The 20,622-nt window shown below is 54.7% G+C and carries 16 protein-coding genes and 2 pseudogenes; 14 read left to right on the forward strand and 4 right to left on the reverse strand.

Annotated features, from left to right (window positions below):
- The first annotated feature begins 65 nt into the window (after positions 1-65).
- The 11 genes from ACZA91_RS01065 (at position 66) to ACZA91_RS01115 (ending at position 14,047) form a co-directional block, all read left to right on the forward strand.
- Positions 66-1,949, forward strand: a complete 1,884-nt coding sequence (locus ACZA91_RS01065; RefSeq protein ID WP_463186360.1) for a transglycosylase domain-containing protein — start codon at positions 66-68, stop codon at positions 1,947-1,949.
- 259 nt (positions 1,950-2,208) lie between these two features.
- Positions 2,209-2,832: a hypothetical protein gene (locus tag ACZA91_RS01070; RefSeq protein WP_463184273.1), complete on the forward strand. Its 624-nt coding sequence runs from the start codon at positions 2,209-2,211 to the stop codon at positions 2,830-2,832.
- A 329-nt stretch (positions 2,833-3,161) separates the two neighbouring features.
- Positions 3,162-3,542 (forward strand): hypothetical protein, encoded by a 381-nt coding sequence (locus tag ACZA91_RS01075; RefSeq protein WP_234406971.1) that lies wholly within the window; start codon positions 3,162-3,164, stop codon positions 3,540-3,542.
- A gap of 414 nt (positions 3,543-3,956) precedes the next feature.
- Complete coding sequence (locus ACZA91_RS01080; RefSeq protein ID WP_099533807.1) at positions 3,957-4,526, forward strand: hypothetical protein; 570 nt, start codon at positions 3,957-3,959, stop codon at positions 4,524-4,526.
- A 1,248-nt stretch (positions 4,527-5,774) separates the two neighbouring features.
- Positions 5,775-6,104 carry a hypothetical protein gene (locus tag ACZA91_RS01085; RefSeq protein ID WP_190527717.1) on the forward strand — a complete coding sequence of 110 codons (330 nt, stop codon included), beginning with the start codon at positions 5,775-5,777 and terminating at the stop codon, positions 6,102-6,104.
- A 234-nt stretch (positions 6,105-6,338) separates the two neighbouring features.
- The gene (gene rplI, locus ACZA91_RS01090) at positions 6,339-6,797 is read left to right on the forward strand and encodes a 50S ribosomal protein L9 (protein ID WP_099533812.1); all 459 of its coding nucleotides are present in this window, start codon (positions 6,339-6,341) and stop codon (positions 6,795-6,797) included.
- Between the two features lie 279 nt (positions 6,798-7,076).
- On the forward strand, positions 7,077-9,131 hold the full coding sequence (gene dnaB, locus ACZA91_RS01095; protein ID WP_463184275.1) for a replicative DNA helicase: 2,055 nt from the start codon (positions 7,077-7,079) through the stop codon (positions 9,129-9,131).
- A gap of 121 nt (positions 9,132-9,252) precedes the next feature.
- Complete coding sequence (locus tag ACZA91_RS01100; protein ID WP_190531805.1) at positions 9,253-9,591, forward strand: MGMT family protein; 339 nt, start codon at positions 9,253-9,255, stop codon at positions 9,589-9,591.
- A gap of 76 nt (positions 9,592-9,667) precedes the next feature.
- A complete protein-coding gene (locus ACZA91_RS01105; protein ID WP_463184277.1) occupies positions 9,668-12,274 on the forward strand; it encodes a M48 family metalloprotease in 2,607 nt (868 codons plus the stop codon).
- A 302-nt stretch (positions 12,275-12,576) separates the two neighbouring features.
- Entirely contained in the window at positions 12,577-13,635 is a 1,059-nt protein-coding gene (locus ACZA91_RS01110; protein ID WP_463186362.1) for a sulfate ABC transporter substrate-binding protein, read from the forward strand.
- A gap of 94 nt (positions 13,636-13,729) precedes the next feature.
- The gene (locus tag ACZA91_RS01115; protein WP_099533912.1) at positions 13,730-14,047 is read left to right on the forward strand and encodes an NIL domain-containing protein; all 318 of its coding nucleotides are present in this window, start codon (positions 13,730-13,732) and stop codon (positions 14,045-14,047) included.
- A gap of 204 nt (positions 14,048-14,251) precedes the next feature.
- Here ACZA91_RS01115 and ACZA91_RS01120 read toward each other — a convergent pair whose 3' ends face one another.
- The 3 genes and pseudogenes from ACZA91_RS01120 to ACZA91_RS01130 all read right to left on the reverse strand — a co-directional run.
- On the reverse strand, positions 14,252-14,530 hold the full coding sequence (locus ACZA91_RS01120; RefSeq protein ID WP_463184278.1) for a HepT-like ribonuclease domain-containing protein: 279 nt from the start codon (positions 14,528-14,530) through the stop codon (positions 14,252-14,254).
- 37 nt (positions 14,531-14,567) lie between these two features.
- Positions 14,568-14,915: pseudogene (locus tag ACZA91_RS01125) on the reverse strand (transposase); the annotation flags it as partial.
- A 24-nt stretch (positions 14,916-14,939) separates the two neighbouring features.
- Positions 14,940-15,382 (reverse strand): annotated as a pseudogene (locus tag ACZA91_RS01130) (IS630 transposase-related protein); the annotation flags it as partial.
- 136 nt (positions 15,383-15,518) lie between these two features.
- Between ACZA91_RS01130 and cbiB the strand changes: the two are divergent.
- From cbiB to ACZA91_RS01145, 3 genes are all read left to right on the forward strand, one after another.
- Positions 15,519-16,535, forward strand: coding sequence for an adenosylcobinamide-phosphate synthase CbiB (cbiB, locus tag ACZA91_RS01135; protein WP_242030802.1), 1,017 nt, complete (start codon positions 15,519-15,521; stop codon positions 16,533-16,535).
- A complete protein-coding gene (gene cobD / locus ACZA91_RS01140) occupies positions 16,532-17,626 on the forward strand; it encodes a threonine-phosphate decarboxylase CobD (RefSeq protein WP_190531798.1) in 1,095 nt (364 codons plus the stop codon). The genes cbiB and cobD overlap by 4 nt, the downstream gene beginning before the upstream one ends.
- 219 nt (positions 17,627-17,845) lie before the next feature.
- Positions 17,846-18,544 (forward strand): THxN family PEP-CTERM protein, encoded by a 699-nt coding sequence (locus ACZA91_RS01145; RefSeq protein ID WP_463184280.1) that lies wholly within the window; start codon positions 17,846-17,848, stop codon positions 18,542-18,544.
- Between the two features lie 229 nt (positions 18,545-18,773).
- Here the strand turns inward: ACZA91_RS01145 and ACZA91_RS01150 are convergent, their stop codons facing one another.
- Positions 18,774-20,294 carry a DEAD/DEAH box helicase gene (locus ACZA91_RS01150; protein ID WP_099533935.1) on the reverse strand — a complete coding sequence of 507 codons (1,521 nt, stop codon included), beginning with the start codon at positions 20,292-20,294 and terminating at the stop codon, positions 18,774-18,776.
- Positions 20,295-20,622: the final 328 nt, after the last annotated feature.

Below are 20,622 nucleotides of genomic sequence, written 5' to 3' on the forward strand. Positions count from 1 at the left end.
CTCCCCGTCGTCCCCGATCGGGAGTTCGCCCCTTGCCCCGATCAACACCCGCCCCATCTCCCCCGATCGAGCCTCCCAGCCCGGGCCTGTGGCGTTTGGTCGTTGGAGCGGGGCAAATTACCGGCGGCACCCTGTTGACCGTCACCATGCTGGGCAGCGCCGCCGTGGCCGGAGCCTTGGTGGGCTTGGCCGTTAGCTTCCGCAACCTACCGGACGTGCGGATTCTGCAAACCTACACTCCCAGCGAAACCAGCTATATCTACGACATCAAAGGGCGTGTGCTGGCCAGCTTGCACGACGAAGCCAACCGGGTCGTGGTCCCCCTAAATCAAATCTCGCCCCACCTCAAGCGAGCCGTCATCGCGATCGAAGACAGCAGCTTCTATCAGCACCCTGGCATCAACCCCGGCAGCATCATGCGGGCCCTGGTCGCCAACCTGGAGCGAGGACGCACCTCCGAAGGTGGCTCCACCCTGACCATGCAGTTGGTCAAAAACCTGTTTCTGTCACCCCAGCGCCGAATTAGCCGCAAGGTGGCCGAGGCGGTTTTGTCGCTGCGCTTGGAACAAATCCTGAAAAAGGACGAAATTCTAGAGCTATATCTCAATCAAGTCTATTGGGGCCACAATAACTACGGCATTGAAACCGCCTCCCGCAGCTACTTTGGCAAGGCGGCCGCCGATTTGAACCTGGCCGAGAGCGCCATGCTGGCGGGCCTGATCCAAGCTCCCGAAGATTACAGTCCGTTTCTGAACTTCGAGCGAGCGAAGCAACGCCAGGCGATCGTACTGGGGCGAATGCTGGACTTGGGTTGGATCACGCCCGCCGAGGAGTTGGCCGCCCGCAATCAACCGCTGAATTTAGGTAAAAGCACTTCCTTCCAGTCCAGTAAGCTGCCCTACGTGACCGAGGCGGTGACCCAAGAGCTAAAGAAACGCTTCCGGCGCGAAGATCTGTTCAAGGGGGGGATGCGGATCCAAACTACCGTGGACTTTGATTTTCAGACCATGGCTGAGGCCACCGTCAGCGCGGCCCACGCCCGGATGCGATCGCGCGGGTTGCGAGCGGATCAAGTGGCCCTGGTGGCGGTGGATCCGCGCACCCACTTCGTGAAGGCCATGGTGGGCGGCGTGGACTATCGCAAGAGCCAGTTCAACCGGGCCATTCAGGCCATGCGCCAGCCGGGATCTGCCTTCAAACCTTTTGTGTATTACGCGGCCTTTGCCACCGGCCGTTACACGCCCAATTCTGCCGTGAATGACACACCCGTCAGCTACAACGATGGGGGCGTGATGTATCGACCCAAAAACTACGGGGGCGGCTTTTCCGGCTCGGTTTCGATTCGGCGGGCCTTGGAAATTTCGTTGAATATTCCCGTGGTGCGCCTGGGCCAGGAGGTGGGGCTGAACAAGGTGATTGAGACCTGTCGGCTGTTGGGTTTCCAAAGCCCGCTGGAGCCGGTGCTGTCCTTGCCGTTGGGGTCGGAGGACGTGACCCCGTTGGAAATGGCGGGAGCCTATGCCACGTTTGCCAATAATGGCTGGCATTCGGACACCACGTTTATTGTGCAGGTGACCGACAGCAGCGGGAAAGTGCTCTTAGACAACACGCCCCGGCCGCAATTGGTGCTGGATCCTTGGGCGACGGCAACCCTCACGGATACGCTGCGGGGGGTGATTACCAACGGCACGGCTAAGACGGCCAATATTGGCCGGCCAGCGGCGGGCAAAACGGGCACAACGGACTCAGAGCGGGATATTTGGTTTGTGGGCTATGTGCCGCAACTGTCGGTGGCGGTTTGGGCGGGGAATGACAATTACCGCCCGATCGGCTATGGGGCCACGGGGGGCAGCTATGTGGCTCCCATCTGGCGGGAGTTTATGCTGAAGGCGCTGCAAGGCGTGCCGGCGGAAGATTTTCGGAAGCCTTGGGAGTTCCAAAAGCCCTAGGATCTCTAGGACTCAGGATCTCTAGGATTAGGATCTTGAGGGCTAATTAACGATCTTCGATTTAACGATCTTCGATCGGGTCTTCAAAACCCTGATTCTGTCTTGGCGAGAGGACGGGCCCAAGGGTCTTCATCGGCCTCGTTGAGATTTGAGTTTGATTCTGGTTTGAGTTTGATTGAATTCAGATGTCGCTTGATGCTGCATTGAGACAACCTTGTGGTGGGTATTCGATTTTTTTCGATTCTTGAGGAGTAAAGCGATGGTACGGCGTTTTCTGGGGCGATCGGGCATGGGAGCGATCGGGGCGGTGGCCCTTCTGTATGGCGGTGTTTTGGGTTTAAGTCAGTCCGTGACGGCGGAAACGGCCCCGCCTCGGCCACCGGCCGCTGGCCAATGCCAGTGCGCTTGTCCCTGTGCCGCTGGTCAACAGCCCGTCAGCCCGCCAGCCCGTCCCCAAACCCCCACCCCCGCACCGGCCCGCGCCGTGCCCAACAGCCCCAACACGCGCGCCGAAGCAAACCGGCTGCCCTTGCCAGCTCGTTTTCCATTGCCCGCCTCGCGCTTGGCCCTCAAGGGTGGCAAGGTGACTGTGCGGTTAGTGAATTTCACCAATGCCAAGGTGGCCTTTGAGGTGATTGGCGTAACGGGCGATCGCCTGTTGACCGGTCAGCTAGACTCTCCCGATCGCGCCACCAGCGTTTTGGAGATGTTGCCCACCCCGAGCAATTTGGTGTTGTATCGGGCCGATCGCGGTTTTCTGTTGGCTCGCCCCACCGTGACCCCCCAAGGCGATCTGGAGCTGGTGTTAACCGCCACCGACAACATTGATCACGATGTGAACTACGTGAACGTGACCGAACAGGGCGAAGTGTATTTGTACTAAACGGGCAGTGGCCCATGGGTTTGACCATTGGCCTTGACCGGCGGACTAGACGAACCAAATCACTGAGTTGGTTTAGTCCATCGGCTGGGTCAATGGTTGAGTACATGGGCTGAGTCAATGGTTGAGTACATGGGCTTGGCTAACGTTTTTGTTGATGAGTTGATTTTTCTGTTTGATATTTCTTCTGGTTGATTTTTCTGTTTGATATTTCTGTTGATGTTGGTTGCTAGAAGGGGTCGCCAGTCTCTAGCTCGCGGGTGCTGGACTGAGGCAGGCCGATCGATTGCGGACGAATTGCGGATTTTATGAGCAACGAAAATCGTTTGGTAGTGTCAACGGACAGAATCGCCCAACTGCGGGTTGAGTTAGCAGAATATCCCACTGCTTTGGAGGCCCTGGCAGAGATTGAAGATTGCGAAGGCGATCTCGAAGATGCGGCGATCGCCCTGGCCATTCGGGCCGGTCAACAGCCCGATCGCAGTGATGGTTGGTTGGAAGGCTTGGCCAAGCGATGTCGTGCCCGGCTCTGCGTGCAAGAACCGGTTCGCCAATCCCTAGCCCAAGGGGCGATCGCAGCCACCCTGGGCTATTTGGATGATCAGCCCCCCTGTCCGGCCGTGTTGCTGTTGCCCGTGGTTCTGTGGGTCAGCCATCAAGGAGTCGAAACCTTTTGTCGGCCCCTCGATCGACCCAATTTGCCCGAGAGTTAATTGCAAAACATCGAAAAAGCGGTTCTGGGCGTTTCGGCCGCCGCTCGTGGTTGGGGCTTTCGGTGGCGGGCGCGGCTAGTTTCGCCTGAAATCCCCATAATCATTAACAAATCATCCAATCAGCATTCAATCGTCCATAAAATCGTTAGAAAATCATTTAATCGTCTGATCGTCCCTGGTTTTGATCATCCATGATGCTGAAGGGCCGGGGATAATCTCTGAGATGATCTCTCAATGGTCAGAGTGGATCATGGATGATGATGATGGAGAGGGTTGCATCGACCAAGGTCAAGGCAAGCTGCGAATTCAGAATTCTGCGTCGCCAACGCCCCGAACCCCGATCGACCCAACCCGCTCAGTGTTTTCAGGATTTTCAGGCCCTGCATATACCTGCGTTTGCATAAGGAGACGATCGTGGCGACAGACAGCCCCAAGGTGCAATTTGGCCCCCAGCGTTGGTATTCCAGCCTCACCATCAACGGCGAAGAGGTGGGATGGTGCACCAGTGAATTTGCTAACCAGTTGTCTGAGCTGTTCGATCGCGAAAAGAAACTAGAGGCGACTAACACCGTGTTGCGTTTAGCCTTCAAGCGCCTTTGCTCCGATATGGTGGCCAAAATGGGCGGCAACTCCCAACAGGTGGGCCAACTGATGTTGCGGTACTTGGAAACCACCATTCGCCCCACCAGCGGCCCCCGCGCCATTGCCTATCTGCTGCGCGATCGCCAAGCCGCCCTGGGCATGGGGAGCCAGGAGTTTGTGCAATTTTGCGATTCCTATCGTCTTTCGCCTCCCGAGCTGAAGGATATTTACGAAGGGCGGCCGATTAATGACGGGCAGCTCAAAAACATTGCCCGAATTGTGGGGCGATCGGCGCAAGAACTGGCCGAAATCCGCGATGCTGGCGGCAGCAGCGACACCGATCGCCTGGCCAAAGATTTGGGACTCAGCCCCGCCGAACTCATGGAGTGGTTAAATCAATAACCGCAACAAGCAGCCTAGCCGCAGCAAAAAGCGCCGATCGCCAACCACTAATCACTTGCAGGATTTCCACAGGCGATCGTCCCTGAATTTTTACGAATTTTCGCCAAAATTTGGTATTTTCTTTAATCCCATGTCATGGATTGCTCAAAAAGTTTAACCAATCCCGCTCAGGGCTAATGAACCGGATTTTTCTTCGATGACTAGCCCTGATTGGGAATGGGAAACTTAGGCGCAACAGAGGCGCGGAACGGGGGTACGGAATAGGAGCACGGAGCTTGAACGACGATTGCGGCTCGGCCCGATGGGGCCGTAGTCGGGAATAATTGTGGGTTTAATTGAGCAATTTATCAGATATAAGAAAGCCCACCTGCTGATCCTGGAAACCCAGCTTTGGCAAAGGCTTCAGGCATTTTGTGCTGAGGTGAATTAGCGGTCGAGGCACAAGAAATTCACCAGACTAGTAGTGGCTATGATGTTGGATATTAAGATTTTCTTCAGAATTCCCAAGAGATCTGATGAGTTACCCATATCCGTTCTACGGTACTACTAGAGGGCTATGGTCAATGCGTAAAATCAGTGCTAAAACCGAAGCTCCAAAGCTTGCCCACGAAACCGTAGAAGCAGCCCTAAAGTTGCGATTTTAAGCCGCAATCTTGAGTTGCAATCTTGAGTTGAGATTCGGGGTCAAGATTCTGAGTCGCGATTACAAGTTGTAACTTGAAGCTGCAATTTTGGGTTACGACTCTTGATTGCAACCTTTGGAAGCCTGAGTTTGATGACCACTGACTGAGTTTGTGCCAATTAGGTTCCATTAACTTAGTTTTCATCATCAAGCTTGGACAATCAAAGATCAGTCAAGATCACTCTGATCATGATGTTTGTTTATTGTTTCGTAATTTGATGGATTGTTTGGAAACCAACATCACGATCGGGAGCATCCCCTGCTAGGTCATCAATTTTTTGGGGTGGTAGCGGTTCTGACCAACCGTGACCAACTGTGATCAGCCTGTGAACCATGCTGTTAACCGTTGTAATCAGCCGCTTGCGATCAATCATTTGCGATTGATGATTTGCAATTCATGATTTTAATGAATTGCAACAATGAATAACTGAAATAAATGACTGAAATGAATGCTTGAAATGAATCATTGCTATTCAAAAATCACCATTAACCATTCAGTTTTGGTTTGATTGCTTGTTAAGCTTCGCCCTTTAATTTGTGTTTTTGAAGCACTAGGGAGGTTTGTGATGTTGGACTGTTGCGATCGAAGGACAGTGGTTCGCCCCCAACGACTCATGCACCGATCGGAAGGGGAATCAGCAAGATTGGTCATGGGCGAAAGTCGATCCGCTGCGATCCTGGATCGATCGCAACCCCTGATCAAAGGAATGGTGATTTTGGCTTGGGGGCTGTTGGCGGTGGTGGAACCCTGGTCTTGGCTGGGTCGGGGCCAGCGCTTTGCCCTGGCCGGCTCTCCCGAGCAGAGTTGGTTAGTGCGAGCGGCCGCCCAACAGCCAGCGCCCACCCCTCCAGACTCCGGCGGCCCCAGCCGCAGCCAGGGATCGGGCACACGCTAAGGATTTAGACAATTTTCGCCAGGCTTCGCTGATGAATCTTCGTCCTCAGACTGCTGCCAAGCTCGACATAGCTGTTAATATTGGAAATTGCCTTTTGTCTGGCAATGTCTAAAAGTTTGTTGAGTGGGGCGCGATCGGTGCGCGTGACATCGCTCCTACACCGTAATTGCGCAGTGCCCGAGTGCTTACCCAGCGACCCGCCCATCAACAGCCCAACACACGATATCCTCAACCATGGCTAAGCGAGTTCAAGTAGTTCTGAGCAAAGACGTTAGCAAGCTGGGTAAGACCGGCGATTTGGTAGAAGTGGCTCCCGGTTATGCCCGCAACTACCTGCTGCCTCAGGGGGCAGCCGTTAACGTAACCCCTGGAATTTTGAAGCAAGTGGAGCGCCGCCGCGAGGCCGAGCGCCAACGCAAGATTGAAGAAAAACAACGCGCAGAAGCCAACAAAACGGCTCTGTCTACCGTGGGCACGCTGCGGATTGCCAAGTCGGTGGGCGAAGGCGATGCGATCTTTGGAACTGTGACCACCCGCGAAGTGGCTGACAAGGTGAAGGAATACGCCGGGATCGATTTGGATCACCGCGATATGACCTTGCCTGAAATTAACAAGCTGGGCAAGTACACGGTGTCGCTGAAGTTGCATCCGGAAGTGGTGGCAACGGCGACGATCGAAGTGATTGCCGAGTAGGATTGCCGCCGGGATGTCTGGGCACATCAGCTAGGCGATCGCTCATGGTCGATCGCTGGTGGCCCGCTCTCCATCATGCCTGTCCTGAATATCCTATCCATCGCTCAGATCCCCAGCGGGATTCCGAGCAACTCACGCCCATGGGGGTCTGGCTAGTTCCAGCCCCCATTTCTGTGGCATAGTGCCGATCAGAATGCGCATGGCCCTGAATTTCCTATTAGATTCCCTATTTTCTTTATTTTTGCGATCGCGAACCCATCGATCAAACTTGTTTGCAATATGAGTGAGTCGCTTGATTTTTCGACCGTGAGCGATCGACTGCCGCCGCAAAATATTGACGCGGAAGAGTCGATCCTTGGCGGCATTTTGCTAGATCCGGAAGCGATGAACCGCGTTGCTGAAATTCTGACACCGGAGGCGTTTTATTTAAGTGCCCACCGCACCATTTTTGAAGCCATGCGTGAATTGCACGCCCGAGGCAATCCTACGGATTTGCTATCGGTGACCACTTGGTTGAAGGATCGAGACCTCTTAGAAAAAGTAGGCGGCTCGCAAAAAATATCGCAACTGCTCGATCGCACCGTTAGCGCAGTCAATATTGATCGCTATGCCCTTTTGATTGCCGATAAATATGTGCGGCGACAGCTAATTTCCGTGGGCGGTGATATTGCGCAGTTGGCATTTGACAATAGGGAAGAGTTGGCAAAATTGCTCGATCGCGCAGAACAGCGCCTGTTTAATATCACCCAATCCAAAGCCAAAAACGATTTGACTTCTGCGGAGGTGATTCTCTCGGAAGCATTCTTTGAGCTGGAAAGTCGGGCCCTGGAATCTCAGATGCCGGGACTGAGCAGCGGCTTCTATGATCTAGATGCGATGACTCAGGGATTCCAGCGATCGGATTTGATCATTGTGGCGGGTCGGCCCTCAATGGGCAAAACCAGTTTTGTGATGAATGCAGCTCGCAATGTGGCTGCAATTCATAACCTCCCGATCGCCATTTTTAGTCTAGAAATGTCGAAGGAGCAACTGATGTATCGGATGCTCTCCAGCGAAGCGCAAATTGAAAGTAATCGCCTGCGATCGGGACGGATTAGCGAAAACGAATGGGGGCGAATTGGGTCGGCCATTCAAGGTCTTTCTAATCTGAAGCTTTATATTGACGACACAGCGGATATTTCAATTACAGAAATGCGATCAAAAGCTCGTCGCCTGCAAGCGGAACGCGGCGGCGCATTGGGGCTAATTGTGATTGATTACCTGCAATTGATGGAAGGAGGCGGCGATAACCGGGTACAGGAGTTGTCAAAAATTACTCGATCGCTCAAGGCCCTGGCTCGGGAATTAAATGTGCCAATCTTGGCTCTGTCTCAGCTCAGTCGTAGCGTAGAATCACGAACAAATAAGCGACCAATGATGTCGGATCTGCGCGAGTCAGGTTGCTTAACCGGCGATACTTTGGTGCTCATGGCTGATAGCGGCCAGCGAGTACCCATTCGTCAACTCGTTGGACGAAAAAACTTCTCTGTATTGGCTTTAAATCCAATTACTTGGAAACTAGAGTCTAAGCGAGTTAGCCATGCTTTTTCAACAGGAATTAAACCGGTCTTCCGTTTAACAACTCGTCTGGGTCGTCAAATCCGTGCAACGGCTAACCATCAATTTCTAACTTTAGATGGTTGGCTGCGACTCGATTGCTTGCAACAGCGCATGAGAATTGCTCTGCCGCGCCAGCTTGCCCCGAATCAAACTACGACTATCACACAGCCAGAAGTTGCCCTGATGGGTCATCTCATTGGTGATGGTTGTACTCTTCCGCGCCACGCGATTCAGTACACAACAGTGGATTTAGACTTGGCAACCGCTGTTCAAGAACTTGCGGTTCAAGTGTTTGGCGATAATATCCAAGCACGCATTAAACCTGAGCGAAACTGGCAACAGAATCTCAGTCGTGAACGTTTGAATAGAATTGCAGAAGTTCTGGATTCGAGCAGCTTAAAAAATCTGGCTAATAGTGATGTCTATTGGGATGAAGTGGTTTCGATAGAGCCAGATGGAGAAGAAGAGGTTTTTGATTTAACAGTCCCAGAGCATCACAATTTCGTGGCAAATAACATCATTGTTCATAACAGTATTGAGCAAGATGCGGATTTAATCTTAATGCTTTATAGAGAGGAGTACTACAACCCAGATACTCCCGATCGGGGAATTGCAGAAGTGTTGCTGACCAAGCACCGTAACGGCCCAACGGGCACAGTTCGCCTATTGTTTGATTCGCAGTTTACGCAATTTAAAAATATGGCCGGCGGCGGTGGTGGCCGCTTTCAGCCCTAGGTGAAACCTGGCTGAAATCTTAGCGAATATATTGAAAGTCTGATTTTAGATTTTGGCTTTGATATTGGCTTGAGTATCGGCTTGAATAGCGATCGGGCGGTTGAGGAGCAATGGCAATTCAATGACGGTTTATGCCCAAATTTATGCGGTGGTTCAGCAAATTCCCCCAGGCAAGGTGGCAACCTATGGGCAAGTGGCCGAGCTGGCCAACTTGGCGGGCAAGGCGCGGTTAGTAGGCTATGCCCTGGCACGGGTGGCGGGGGATGATCGAGACATTCCTTGGCAACGGGTCGTGAATGCGCGGGGGGAAATTTCCTACTCACCGTTTCGGCAGGGCAATGATTATTTGCAGCGGGCGTTGCTGGAACGGGAGGGGGTGCAGTTTGATGCGGCCGATCGGGTCAATTTGCGGGTCTATCGGTGGCGGCCGGGGGAGCCTGATGGGCACACTAGCCTTTAGATTTGGATTCGGAAGTTGAACGGTTGAGCAACCGTCGAATTCTGCGTCTTGGGTTGGCTAGTTTTGGGTTGAAACTATGGCGGAGTTGGGGGCAGAGGGGGCGCGATCGCAGCTCCAAGCGGGTTTGGCGGCCCTGAAGCAGGGTCAACCAGGGGCGGCGATCGCCCCATTGGAAACGGCCAGCGCCACCTTGACGGGGGCAGAGCAGGCTCGGGCCCAGGCGGCTCTGGTGGGGGCTTATCGAGCTATGGGGCAATGGGCTAAGGCGATCGCCCTTTGTGAATCGCTGCTGAACCATCCCAACCCCCAGGTGCGCCAATGGGCAACCCAAGCGCGATCGCAACTGAAGCCGCCGCCCCCACCGCCGCCCACCCCAAAACCCAAAGCCGCCGAGGATCCGGGATTTGTGCCCCTGGAAGCGGGAAATGCGGGATTTGTGCCCCTAACGGATCCCCAGGTGATCGGGAAGCGAACCCAGGTGGTGCGGGTGGCGTTGAATCCTCATCCCGGATCGCCAGCCTTGGGGTCTCCAGCCTCAGGATCTTCGGCTTTGGGATCCTCGCCGGGATCTGCAACGCCGGGATCTGCAACGCCGGGATCTTCGAGCGCTGACCCGGGAGCGAATCCAGCGATCGCCCCTACAACCGCACCAACATCCCCATTGAAATCGGATCGTCCCCCAAGTGCCGTAGCCGGTTCCCCACCCTGGTCTCCCAATCCCGATCGCCCGCCGGCCGTGATGGCGGTGGTGACAACGGTGGAGACGGCTGCACCGGAAGCGCAACCCCCGGCGGCGACGGATGCCCAAACCCCCGAACCCTACAGCGTTCAATGGCGCAACGGGGGCCGAGCCGATCGCCGCACGGCTTTGACCCCAAGGCCTTGGGGTCAGCGGTTGGTGAGCCAGGTGATCGCGATCGTGCTTTTGGCCTGGATCGTGCAACAGTTTGTCCTGTTGGGAACCGCCACCTATAACAAACTGTTGGATTGGCTGTCGGTTTTGTTGCCTTGGTTGCCCATTTGGGGAGAGGCCACGCCCTACATCACCGATGATCCCTCGGTTTCGGCTTGGATCGCCTTGGGGCTGCTGTTTTTGGGGTCGCCCTGGCTGTTGGATGAGGTGATGCACCGTTGGGGCAGCCAAACGCGCAAGTTCTCAGAACTGTCTGCCCAGCGGCCGGAAACGGCGCGCCTGTTGCAGCGACTGGTGCGATCGCGCAATCGCCCGGTTCCCTATCTCCGGTTGCTAACCACGGATCTGCCGGTGGTGGTGGTCTATGGTTGGTTGCCGGCCCAAGCTCGCCTAGCCATTAGTCAAGGGGCGATCGATGGTCTGAGTGATGGGGAACTGGCAACTTTGGTGGCCGCTCAATATAGCCAAATTGATCGCGGCGACAGTGCGATCGCCAGTTGGGCCACGGTGGTGTTGCTGCTGCCCTATGGTTTGCATCAATGGGCGGCGCAATTGGCGGAAACCTGGCAGCTTTGGCCCGCCAAACTGGGGGCGGTGGGTTTGTCGGCCCTGGCCTATGGGCTGTATCGGGTGGAGCGTTGGGCCCTGTTTGGTTGGAGTCGATCGCGCCAGGCCGAAGCCGATCGGCTCGGGGCCGCCGAAACGGGGGATCCCAATGCCCTGGCGCGGGCCCTGGTTAAGTGCGGTGCGGCAGTGGCGGAACAGGCGATCGCGAACCGGGCCCTATCCCCTTGGTTGGTGGCGATCGAGCTGTTGTTGCCCTTCAGCCCCACCTGCGCCGCCATTGAAGGCAGCTTCCACCCGATCGCGCCCCCCGAACCCCTGTGGGCCTGGGGCCGACGCAATCCCTATCGCACTTGGCTCCAGCTCAATCACACCCATCCGCTCACGGGCCAGCGAATGGCCACCCTGGCGGAATTGGCCGTGCGCTGGCGATTGGAACCGGAATTTGAAGCCAGCGATCGAGCGGCCCAAGACCAACAACAACGCTACTTGCCGCCCTTGCCCCGGGCCCGCCCCCTGAGACCCACCACCCCTCAAACCCTGTGGCTGCAGTCCGGGCCTTGGGTGGGCATGGTGGCCGGCGTGGGGGTGGCGCTGCTGCTGTGGGTGATCGGGGGATTGGGGCGGCTGTTGAACCACCCGATCGGCTGGATGTGGGCCGATCGCTCCCTGCTGTGGGGTCTGGCCTGGATGGGCTGTGGACTGGGGATTTTCCTGCGGCTGAATGCCTTCTTTCCAGAAATTCGCGGCCGCTTACCCCTGATCTTTAATCATGCGGATGGGCCGCCCTTGGCTAGCGCCTTGGCCGAACCCAACGCCCTCCCGATCGATGCGGTGATGGTGAAAGTATCAGGACGACTCCTGGGACGATCGGGCTGGGCCAATGGACTATGGCAAGATCTGTGGCTACAAACCCCCAGCGGCCTCTTGCCCTTGCACCTGGCCAGCCGTTGGGGTTGGCTGGGAACCTTGATCCGTCAAAGTCGCCAAGAACTCCCGATCGGCAGCCCCGTGATGGTCACCGGTTGGCTGCGGCGGGGCGGCATTCCTTGGATTGACGTGGAAAGCCTGAATCTCGTGCAGGGTCGGCTCACCAGCACCACCAGCCTGGTTTCACCCGATGCCCATCCCTTGCGATCGGTGCTCCTGGGGGCGATCGCCGTGGCCATCGGTTTCAGTATTCTGATGCGCTATCGCTGGTTTTAGGGGCGAGTTTTACTGGTGTGGCTGCCCTGACCAAGCCCCTTGCAATCAAAACACCGGTAACTCGATCGGGTATCTGGACTTTTGGATCGACATGGGTTATTCTCAGAGGCGATTTAATCTCCGGTAAACCGACTGATTTACTGGAAATTCAATTCGGGGCGTACAATCACCCCACCCCCGATTTTTTTACCCCACCCTGCGACCCACGCTTAAACAGGGTTAATTGCAAGGAGTTTTGCATCGTGACTGTGCCTTTTCGCTTAAATCGCCCCAGCCGCCGCCGCCTGCTTGCCTGCTTGGGCATGGGTTTGCTCGCGAGTGGGATGATTTCCGCCTGCACTGGCTCCAACAATCCCAACGCCAACGGCTCCCCGGCTGCCGGTAGCTCGCCCGCGACGGGCACACCAGCGGCCAACGCATCGGCTGCTAATAACGAACCGATCGAAATTACCTTGGTGTCCTATGCCGTGACCCGATCGGCCTATGAAAAAATCATTCCGCTCTTTGTCGAAAAGTGGCAAAAAGAACGGGGCCAAACGGTCAAAATTAACCAAAGCTATGGCGGTTCTGGCTCCCAAACCCGTGCCGTAATCGATGGTTTGGAAGCGGATGTGGTGGCCCTGGCGTTGGGTCAGGATGTGGAAAAAATTGAAAAGGCCAAGTTAATTGAACCCGGTTGGCAACAGGAAGCGCCGAACGACGCGATTGTTCACAAGTCCGTGGCCGCACTGGTGACTCGGCCGGGCAACCCCAAGGGCGTGAAAGATTGGCCCGACTTGGCCAAGCCGGGATTGAAGGTGATTACCGCCAACCCCAAAACCTCGGGCGGGGCCCGTTGGAATTTCCTGGTGCTGTGGGGCGCGGTGACCCAAACGGGCGGCACGCCGGAGAAGGCGGAATCTTTTGTGAAGTCGGTGTATGCCAACGTGCCGATTTTGCCTCGGGATGCGCGAGAAGCCACGGACGTGTTTTTGAAGCAAAACCAAGGTGATGTGCTGATTAACTACGAAAACGAACTGCTGTTGGCCCAAGCCAAGGGCCAAAAGGTCGATTACGTGGTTCCGGCGACGAATATTTCGATCGATAGCCCCGTGGCTGTGGTGGATCAGGTGGTGGACAAACGGGGGACTCGGGAGGTGGCGGAAGCCTTCGTGAAGTTCCTTTACACCCCCGAAGCCCAAAAAGCCTTTGCGGAAGCAGGGTTCCGCCCGATCGACCCGGCCATTGAAGCGCAGTTTAGCGATCGCTTTGGCAAGGTCACCAAACTCTTCACGGTTAAGGAACTGGGCGGTTGGGATGCCATCCAAAAGCAGTTCTTTGCTGATGGAGCCATTTTCGACAAGATCCAAACCAAGAAATAGGTTTTGGGGGGCGATCGCCCATGGATCTCAACGGCTCCAGCGCGATCGCCCCGCACCATTCTCACAATCCCGATTTTGGACGGGAGGCAATCCGATGACTGACCCCATCCACACCAATTCTCCGGTCACGAATTCCCCGATCGACTCAGAACCGGGGCATCGATCGCAAGTCCGGGTGCGCATCCGTGTGCCTAGTAACTATCGTCCCGATCCCGTCATTTCCACCATCATTTCCCGGTTTGGGCTGACGGTGAATGTGCTGGCGGCCCTGCTGGGATCCGACCAAGAGAGCGATGGTTGGTTTGACTTAGAACTCAGCGGTTCCAACGCTCAAATTCAAAGCGCCTTGCTATATTTCAACGATTTGGATCTGGAAGTGTGGCGTGATGATGGGGATCCGGACGGAATTTGAGTTCTGAGCTGAACCATACCACCTTGCTTTAATGGCGTTCTGAACCCGCTCGATCGCCCTTCCATTATTCTGTTCGACGAGATCCAAACCAAGTAATCGGTTCTTGGGGGGGCGATCGACAAGGCCCAGTGGCTAGCCCACTGGATCAAAATTTCGTGCTGATCAGCCGATCGAGCTAGAGTCTAGCAATGCCGGTCGTCTGGCTCAGTCTTGACCTTGGGAGTCTTGGATCATTTTTTGCACCGTAGTCACTAGCGCTGGAATGTCATGGTGGCAAGTGTTAAAAATCTGAGCTTCGTCAACATCAAAATAAGTGTGAGCTAGCAAGTTTCTGAGTCCAAAAATCTTTTTCCAGGGAATTTCGGGATATTGAACGAGAAATGTTCCTTCTGTTCTTTTGTCAATGGCTTTAAATGCTTCTCCAACCGCAAGCAGTACCATGCAAATAGCATCTAAATTACTGCGTCCAGCCTTGGTTGCCAAGAAGTCTTCGGGTTTTGAGATACAGTTCTTGCCGCAATCACTGGGTACAATAACAGCACTTAGTAAACCAGTTTCTAAGGCACTGTAAATCCACTAGTCGGGCTGCTAGTCTCGTTAATTGTTCCAACACCTCTATAGTTTCTGTTCTGAATTTCCACAAAAAGATTTTTAACTGCGACCACATCATTTTTATAGGATTAAAGTCTGGTGAATACACTGGCAGATATTCTACCGTTGCTCCTACTGCTTCTATCATTTCTCTTACCTCTGGACGATGATGAGAGTTTAAGTTGTCCATGATAGCCACATCACCTACTTTGAGCTGCGGTACCAAGTTTACTTTGATAAACTCCAGAAAGCCTTCCTTTTTCATTGAGCCTTTCAAACCTTTGATTGTTACAACTTCAGTGAAGACAAGCCTTTCAGCTTCTACCTTCAAAATTTGCTGCCAGTAGTCTACACGCTCTGCTTGCACTTCCGCCGTGATTACTTTCTCGCTCCTGTAAGTTTTTTTGAGGCTGATGTCATGTTGCTTTAAAAATCGATGCATCATGCTTGTGTTAGAACTGACACCCAATTTTTTTGAACTTCTTCGCAGTACTCTCGCAATGTAAAATCAGGATTAGTCTCTACAATTTCCAAAATAGCTTCTTCATGCTGAGATAAGATGCTCACCCGCTTCGTACCACACTTTTTAGGTGCTAAGCTTCCAGTGGAGCGATATAGGTTTAGAAGCCATCTGACTGTCTCTGGGCTAATCGAAAATTGTTTTGCTACTTTCCGAATCGAAGTGTCTCCCTTCTCGTAAGCTTCTACGATTTTTCGGCGCAAGTTCAGCGAATAAAGACTCATGAGTTTTCCTGATGACAACTCCACTACACTGATAACTATATCGTGCTATTTGTTATAGGCAAAGGCTGTATCCTAAAAATAGGCGAATGAGTTGGTTTAAGCTGGATTACTGATAATTTTTTATCTAAATTTAGGAATGAACGGATTGATTGGCATGGGAGAGCCAACCCGATCAATCCTGGTATTGGGACTGGCGGCGGTGATTGATTGGCTGGTGGGTGACCCTTGGAGTTGGGTGCATCCGGTGCAGGTCATCGGGGCATGGATCGATCGCTACCGTCGTTGGGTTTGGTCTTTGGCCACTCCCGATCGGGTTCAGCGCTGGTTAGGGGTGGGGCTGGCATTGTCCACGATCGGGGGCGCAGGGGCCCTGGCTGGGGCGATCGGGTCGCTAGCCTGCAAGCTGAACCCCATTTTGGGCTTAGGGGTCGAGGCGGTGATGGTGGCGGCTTGCTTTGCGGGTCGCAGCTTGCGGGATGCGGCGGAAGATGTGTTGGAACCGTTGGCCCGTGAGGATTTGCCGGAAGCGCGATCGCGCCTCAGTCGCTACGTGGGCCGGGAAACAGAGCATCTCGATCGCCCAGAAATTTTGCGAGCTGTGCTGGAAACCGTGGCGGAAAATGCCGTGGATGGCGTGTTGGGGCCGTTGTTTTGGGCCTTGGTGGGTGCTGGGGCAACGGTAATTTTTGGGTGGGGCCCTGGGGCGATCGCAGCGGTGGCATTGGGTTACAAGGCCGCCAGCACGCTCGATTCGATGGTGGGCTACAAGGACTCACGCCATCGGGATTTGGGTTGGTTCAGCGCTCGCCTGGAAGATCACCTCACTTGGTTGCCCTGTCGATTAACCGTGGGATCGATCGCCCTGATTTCAAGAAAGCCCTTGCAGGTTTGGGGTCGCTGTCGGCGGGATGGGGCGCTGGATCCTAGTCCCAATTCCGGCTGGAGCGAGTGCGCCTATGCGATGGCCTTGGGGGTGCAACTGGGGGGCGAAAATCGCTATCGCGGTCAAGTGAAATACAAGCCCCTGTTGGGAGACCCCCAGCGACCGATCGAACCGGAGACCGTGCGATCGGCTTTGGGGTTGACCCGAGTGGTCTTTTTGGGGTGGTTATGCGGGGCGATCGGGCTATTGGCGCTAGGATTTTTGCCATGACCACTGTTTCCCACCCAATCCATGGGGGCAACCTGGCTTGGGCCGCCGCGATCGCCCATTGTGCGCCCTCTGAAATTCTGGACTTTTCCGCCAGTATCCATCCCGGGGGCTTGCCACCCAGCATTTTGGCCGCCCTCACTGCCGCCTTGCCCTCCCTGGCCGCTTACCCGGATCCAAACTACGGCGAATTGCGCCGGGCCCTCGCTCAGCACCACAACCTCGACCCAGATTGGATTTTGCCAGGCAATGGAGCGGCGGAACTCTTGACTTGGGCCGCTCGGGATTTGAGTCAGTTGGCCGCAACCGTGCTGCCCGTGCCGGCCTTCGCTGACTACGGCCGAGCCTTGCGGGCATTTGGGGCCAAAATTGTGCCGATCGCGCCCGTGGAGCCTTGGGTTTGGGATTGGGGCAACTGGCTAAATCGCGATTGCGCCGCCTATGGTTTGGTGCTGAACAATCCTCACAACCCCACCGGGCAACTGTGGAGCCACGATCTTTTGCGGCCCCTTTGCGATCGTTTTGGGTTGGTGGTGGTGGATGAGGCGTTCATGGATTTCTTGCGCCCGATCAAGCAACCCACCGTCGTGAACTGGGTTCAGGACTATCCAAACCTGATTGTGATTCGATCGCTCACCAAGTTCTACGCCATTCCGGGACTCCGGCTAGGCTACGCGATCGCCCAGCCCGATCGGTTAACACGCTGGCAACAATGGCGAGACCCCTGGTCTGTTAACGGTTTAGCCGTAGCCGCCGCCCTTGCCGCCCTTGCTGATCGCCCCTTTGCCGAAAAAACCTGGACTTGGCTGGAATCGGCCCGATCGGAACTGTTTCTGGGTCTACAAGCCCAACCGGGCCTGATCCCCTATCCCAGCGCCGCCAATTATCTATTGGTCAAAACCGCCCTGCCCAGCAATCAGCTCCAGCAGCAAGTGCTACGGCGCGATCGGATCTTGATCCGAGACTGTTCCAGCTTCCCAGAATTGGGCGATCGCTTCTTTCGAGTTGCGATCAGAACCACCGCCGATCATCAGCGACTGTTGCGATCGCTTCAGCAGGCGATCAGATCGCCCCTGAATAGTTGCGAGAAATGATTTTGTCAAGTCAATCTTTGCGATCAGTAGCCTAGGCTACCAGTTCACAAAGCGCTGCATTCCTCATTAACTGGGAAATTCAGCGCTTTGTGTTTTTTCAATAAATTCAAATTTACAAACAGCAGTATTTAAAGATTTCGTGAATATGCGTGACGTTTTTCTTCATTCAAATTAGTTTGATGGGGTCAGCAACTAACCCTTAATACCCATCAAAACACTATGCGACTCACCATATCTGCGGCCATTATTTCAATTGCAACAGCGATTGCCTCGGCCAATCCAGCGGCTGCTTTAACACTGCTAAATAGCTCTGGCTCTTGGGGCACTCCATCGGGAACACCCTTTTATGGCTTCCAGACGGTGGGCGCTGAAAACCAAGTTCGGTGGGGTATTCCAGCAAGCGAGGCCGGCCCCAGCGGACTGGGATTTACCGGTGTCGGTGCAACGCCCATCACCTTCGGCAGCATTTTTCAGTTAGGAGCTTTGCGGCATTTCAACAACCCAATTTATGATGCAGCTAACTCCGTTGGGTTGTCAGTAACGCTCGATTTTGCAGAAATTGCTGATGAGATCTTTAACTTCACAATGAACATTGACGAGACCACAAACTCGGGCACTTGTTCTTACTTCAGCGTGACCCCTTGTGCGGACAAAATCAGTTGGAATAACGCCTTGGGCGATCGCTCCTTCTCCTACGACGGCAAGGAATACACCCTTGAGCTATCCGGCTTCAAGCTTTCGCCCGATGGCGAGTTGGTGTCCGACTTTATTTCCCAAGAAGGCGGAACTAGCGAAGCCTATCTCTATGGTCGAATTCGTGAAGTGCCCGAAGAGCGCAGCACGCCGGAACCGTCGCTCATGTTTGGCTTAGCAGGATTCGCCGCTTTGGGTTTGCGTCGCCGTTGGGTCAATTCCTAGGGATTTTGTCACTGTCTCAGTACTCTGTAGCTCTGGGAAACCATAGATTCAACATCACATTTTTGGTCTTTTCTTAATTGGGTCTTTGCCCAAAAAACACAGTCCCAAAAAGTAAAGACCACAAAAAAGGGTCTCAAGCGTTTAATCATTGGCTTGAGACCCTTTGGAATTTTTGAATTTTTCTGGAGCTTACGAGTCTGCCATTAACGAAGAGACAAACTCTGAAGTTTTATTCGCCGACAGGAGCAAAACGGTTGCGATCGTTCATCTTCACCGGCGCATCGGGGCGGGGACGATTGGGGTTCGGGCGGCGATCGCCACCCCCACCAGCACCCCGACGACGGGAGCCACCCCCGTAGTTACGGCCACCGCGATCGCCTCGGCCACCGCGATCGCCCCGTTCGGGACGCTCGGTTTCAAAGTTATCGTCACCAAAGACCCCTTCAACTTGCCAAGCGGGCCGTTCCATGTCGTAGAACATTTGCAGCGCCGCCGCCGCCACTGCCCGAGGATCGTACTCCTCACCCAGTTGCGACACAATCGGCAGGAACGAGGCCACCCGATCGCTGGTCAACGCTTCCTTAACCCGGTTCTTGAGGCGATCGATCCGGCGAGCTTCAATCTCGGCACGGGTCGGCAAATTCACCGGCTGCATCGATTGGCGCGTGTGCCGCTCAATCTGCCGAATCCGGTAACGCTCCAGGCTGTAAGACAGGGTAATCGCACGCCCCGTTCGACCTGCGCGGCCCGTCCGGCCAATCCGGTGAACGTAATTTTCCAGGTTATCGGGCAGATCGAAGTTGAACACGTGGGTCACCCGATCCACATCCAAACCCCGAGCAGCAATATCCGTCGCCACAATCAGCTTCAACTGCCCCCGACGGAAGCGCGTGATCAGGCGTTCGCGTTGGGCTTGGTTCAGGTTGCCATGATATTCATCGGCGCTGTAGCCAGCCGCTTGCAGTTGCACGGTCAGTTCCGCAGCTCCCTGCTTGGTGCGCACAAAGATCATCGCCGACTCAGGATCTTCTAGCTCCAGGATCGGCAGCAGGGCCCGAATTTTGTTGCAGCCCCGGGGAACCGTATACAGCACCTGTTCAATTCGGGTGGGAGTCGCTTGGGGCTGCTCCACCGTCACAAACACCGGATCCTTCAGGAAGTTTGCCACCAGACGACGAATCGTCGGACTCATCGTTGCGGAGAAGAAGGCCGTTTGGCGCTCGGCGGGCAGCGAGCTACAGATCTTTTCAATGTCCTGAATGAAGCCCATATTCAGCATTTCATCGGCTTCATCCAACACAAAGTAACGCACCTGGTCGAGGCGCAAAGCACCGCGATCCATCAAGTCCATTACCCGACCGGGCGTGCCGATCGCAATTTGCGCGCCCCGTTGCAGTTGGCTAATTTGCCGCTCGATCGATTGGCCACCGTAGACCGTCACGGTTCGCAAACGAGAACCAGGGCCCACAAACTTCTCGATCGCCTGGGAAACCTGTAACGCCAGCTCACGAGTTGGGGCCAGAATCAATGTTTGAACAGTGCGATTGGCATCATCAATCTGCTCCAGCATGGGCAGCCCAAAGGCCGCCGTCTTGCCAGTTCCAGTTTGAGCCAAGCCAACCACATCTTTTCCTTCGAGCAAGGCGGGAATCGCGCGTGCTTGGATGGGGGTGGGTTCAGTAAAGCCAAGGGTTTCCAGATGAGCAGCACGGGTTTCCGAGAGGCCAAGGCTTTGGAAGGAAAGGGTCATGAGTACGCTTCGTAACGGATGAACAACCAAAACCCAATCTCGCAGTTAGCCCCGAAAACCCGCAGCACGATCTAGATTGCACGGCTGGGAATCTTATTTGAATAGCGGTCGTCTGTGTTGCCGCAGAGTCAATACGTCCTTTCTGATGGGATGACGCGTTGACCCTAACCGCACGATCGCCCCCCGAGCAAGCGGGGCAGATTAGGCAAAATTGGGCGCTTTAAACAGTCAGACGAGTGGTAACTCGTTCTTTACTTAAAATAACTTAAAAAATGGCAATACGATCGCAAATGCCCTAGATTTTTCTGGGATCACGCCATGTCAGGAA

It is taken from the genome of Limnothrix sp. CMB-01 (assembly GCF_055193175.1).

What these genes read in the sequence shown, in the direction of transcription:
- ACZA91_RS01115 (WP_099533912.1), top strand. Translation starts at nt 13,730, where the DNA reads ATGACTGACCCCATCCACACCAATTCTCCGGTCACGAATTCCCCGATC.
- ACZA91_RS01105 (WP_463184277.1), top strand. Translation starts at nt 9,668, where the DNA reads ATGGCGGAGTTGGGGGCAGAGGGGGCGCGATCGCAGCTCCAAGCGGGT.
- rplI (WP_099533812.1), top strand. Translation starts at nt 6,339, where the DNA reads ATGGCTAAGCGAGTTCAAGTAGTTCTGAGCAAAGACGTTAGCAAGCTG.
- ACZA91_RS01110 (WP_463186362.1), top strand. Translation starts at nt 12,577, where the DNA reads ATGGGTTTGCTCGCGAGTGGGATGATTTCCGCCTGCACTGGCTCCAAC.
- cobD (WP_190531798.1), top strand. Translation starts at nt 16,532, where the DNA reads ATGACCACTGTTTCCCACCCAATCCATGGGGGCAACCTGGCTTGGGCC.
- ACZA91_RS01145 (WP_463184280.1), top strand. Translation starts at nt 17,846, where the DNA reads ATGCGACTCACCATATCTGCGGCCATTATTTCAATTGCAACAGCGATT.
- ACZA91_RS01150 (WP_099533935.1), bottom strand. Translation starts at nt 20,294, where the DNA reads ATGACCCTTTCCTTCCAAAGCCTTGGCCTCTCGGAAACCCGTGCTGCT.
- ACZA91_RS01085 (WP_190527717.1), top strand. Translation starts at nt 5,775, where the DNA reads ATGTTGGACTGTTGCGATCGAAGGACAGTGGTTCGCCCCCAACGACTC.
- ACZA91_RS01100 (WP_190531805.1), top strand. Translation starts at nt 9,253, where the DNA reads ATGACGGTTTATGCCCAAATTTATGCGGTGGTTCAGCAAATTCCCCCA.
- dnaB (WP_463184275.1), top strand. Translation starts at nt 7,077, where the DNA reads ATGAGTGAGTCGCTTGATTTTTCGACCGTGAGCGATCGACTGCCGCCG.
- ACZA91_RS01070 (WP_463184273.1), top strand. Translation starts at nt 2,209, where the DNA reads ATGGTACGGCGTTTTCTGGGGCGATCGGGCATGGGAGCGATCGGGGCG.
- cbiB (WP_242030802.1), top strand. Translation starts at nt 15,519, where the DNA reads ATGAACGGATTGATTGGCATGGGAGAGCCAACCCGATCAATCCTGGTA.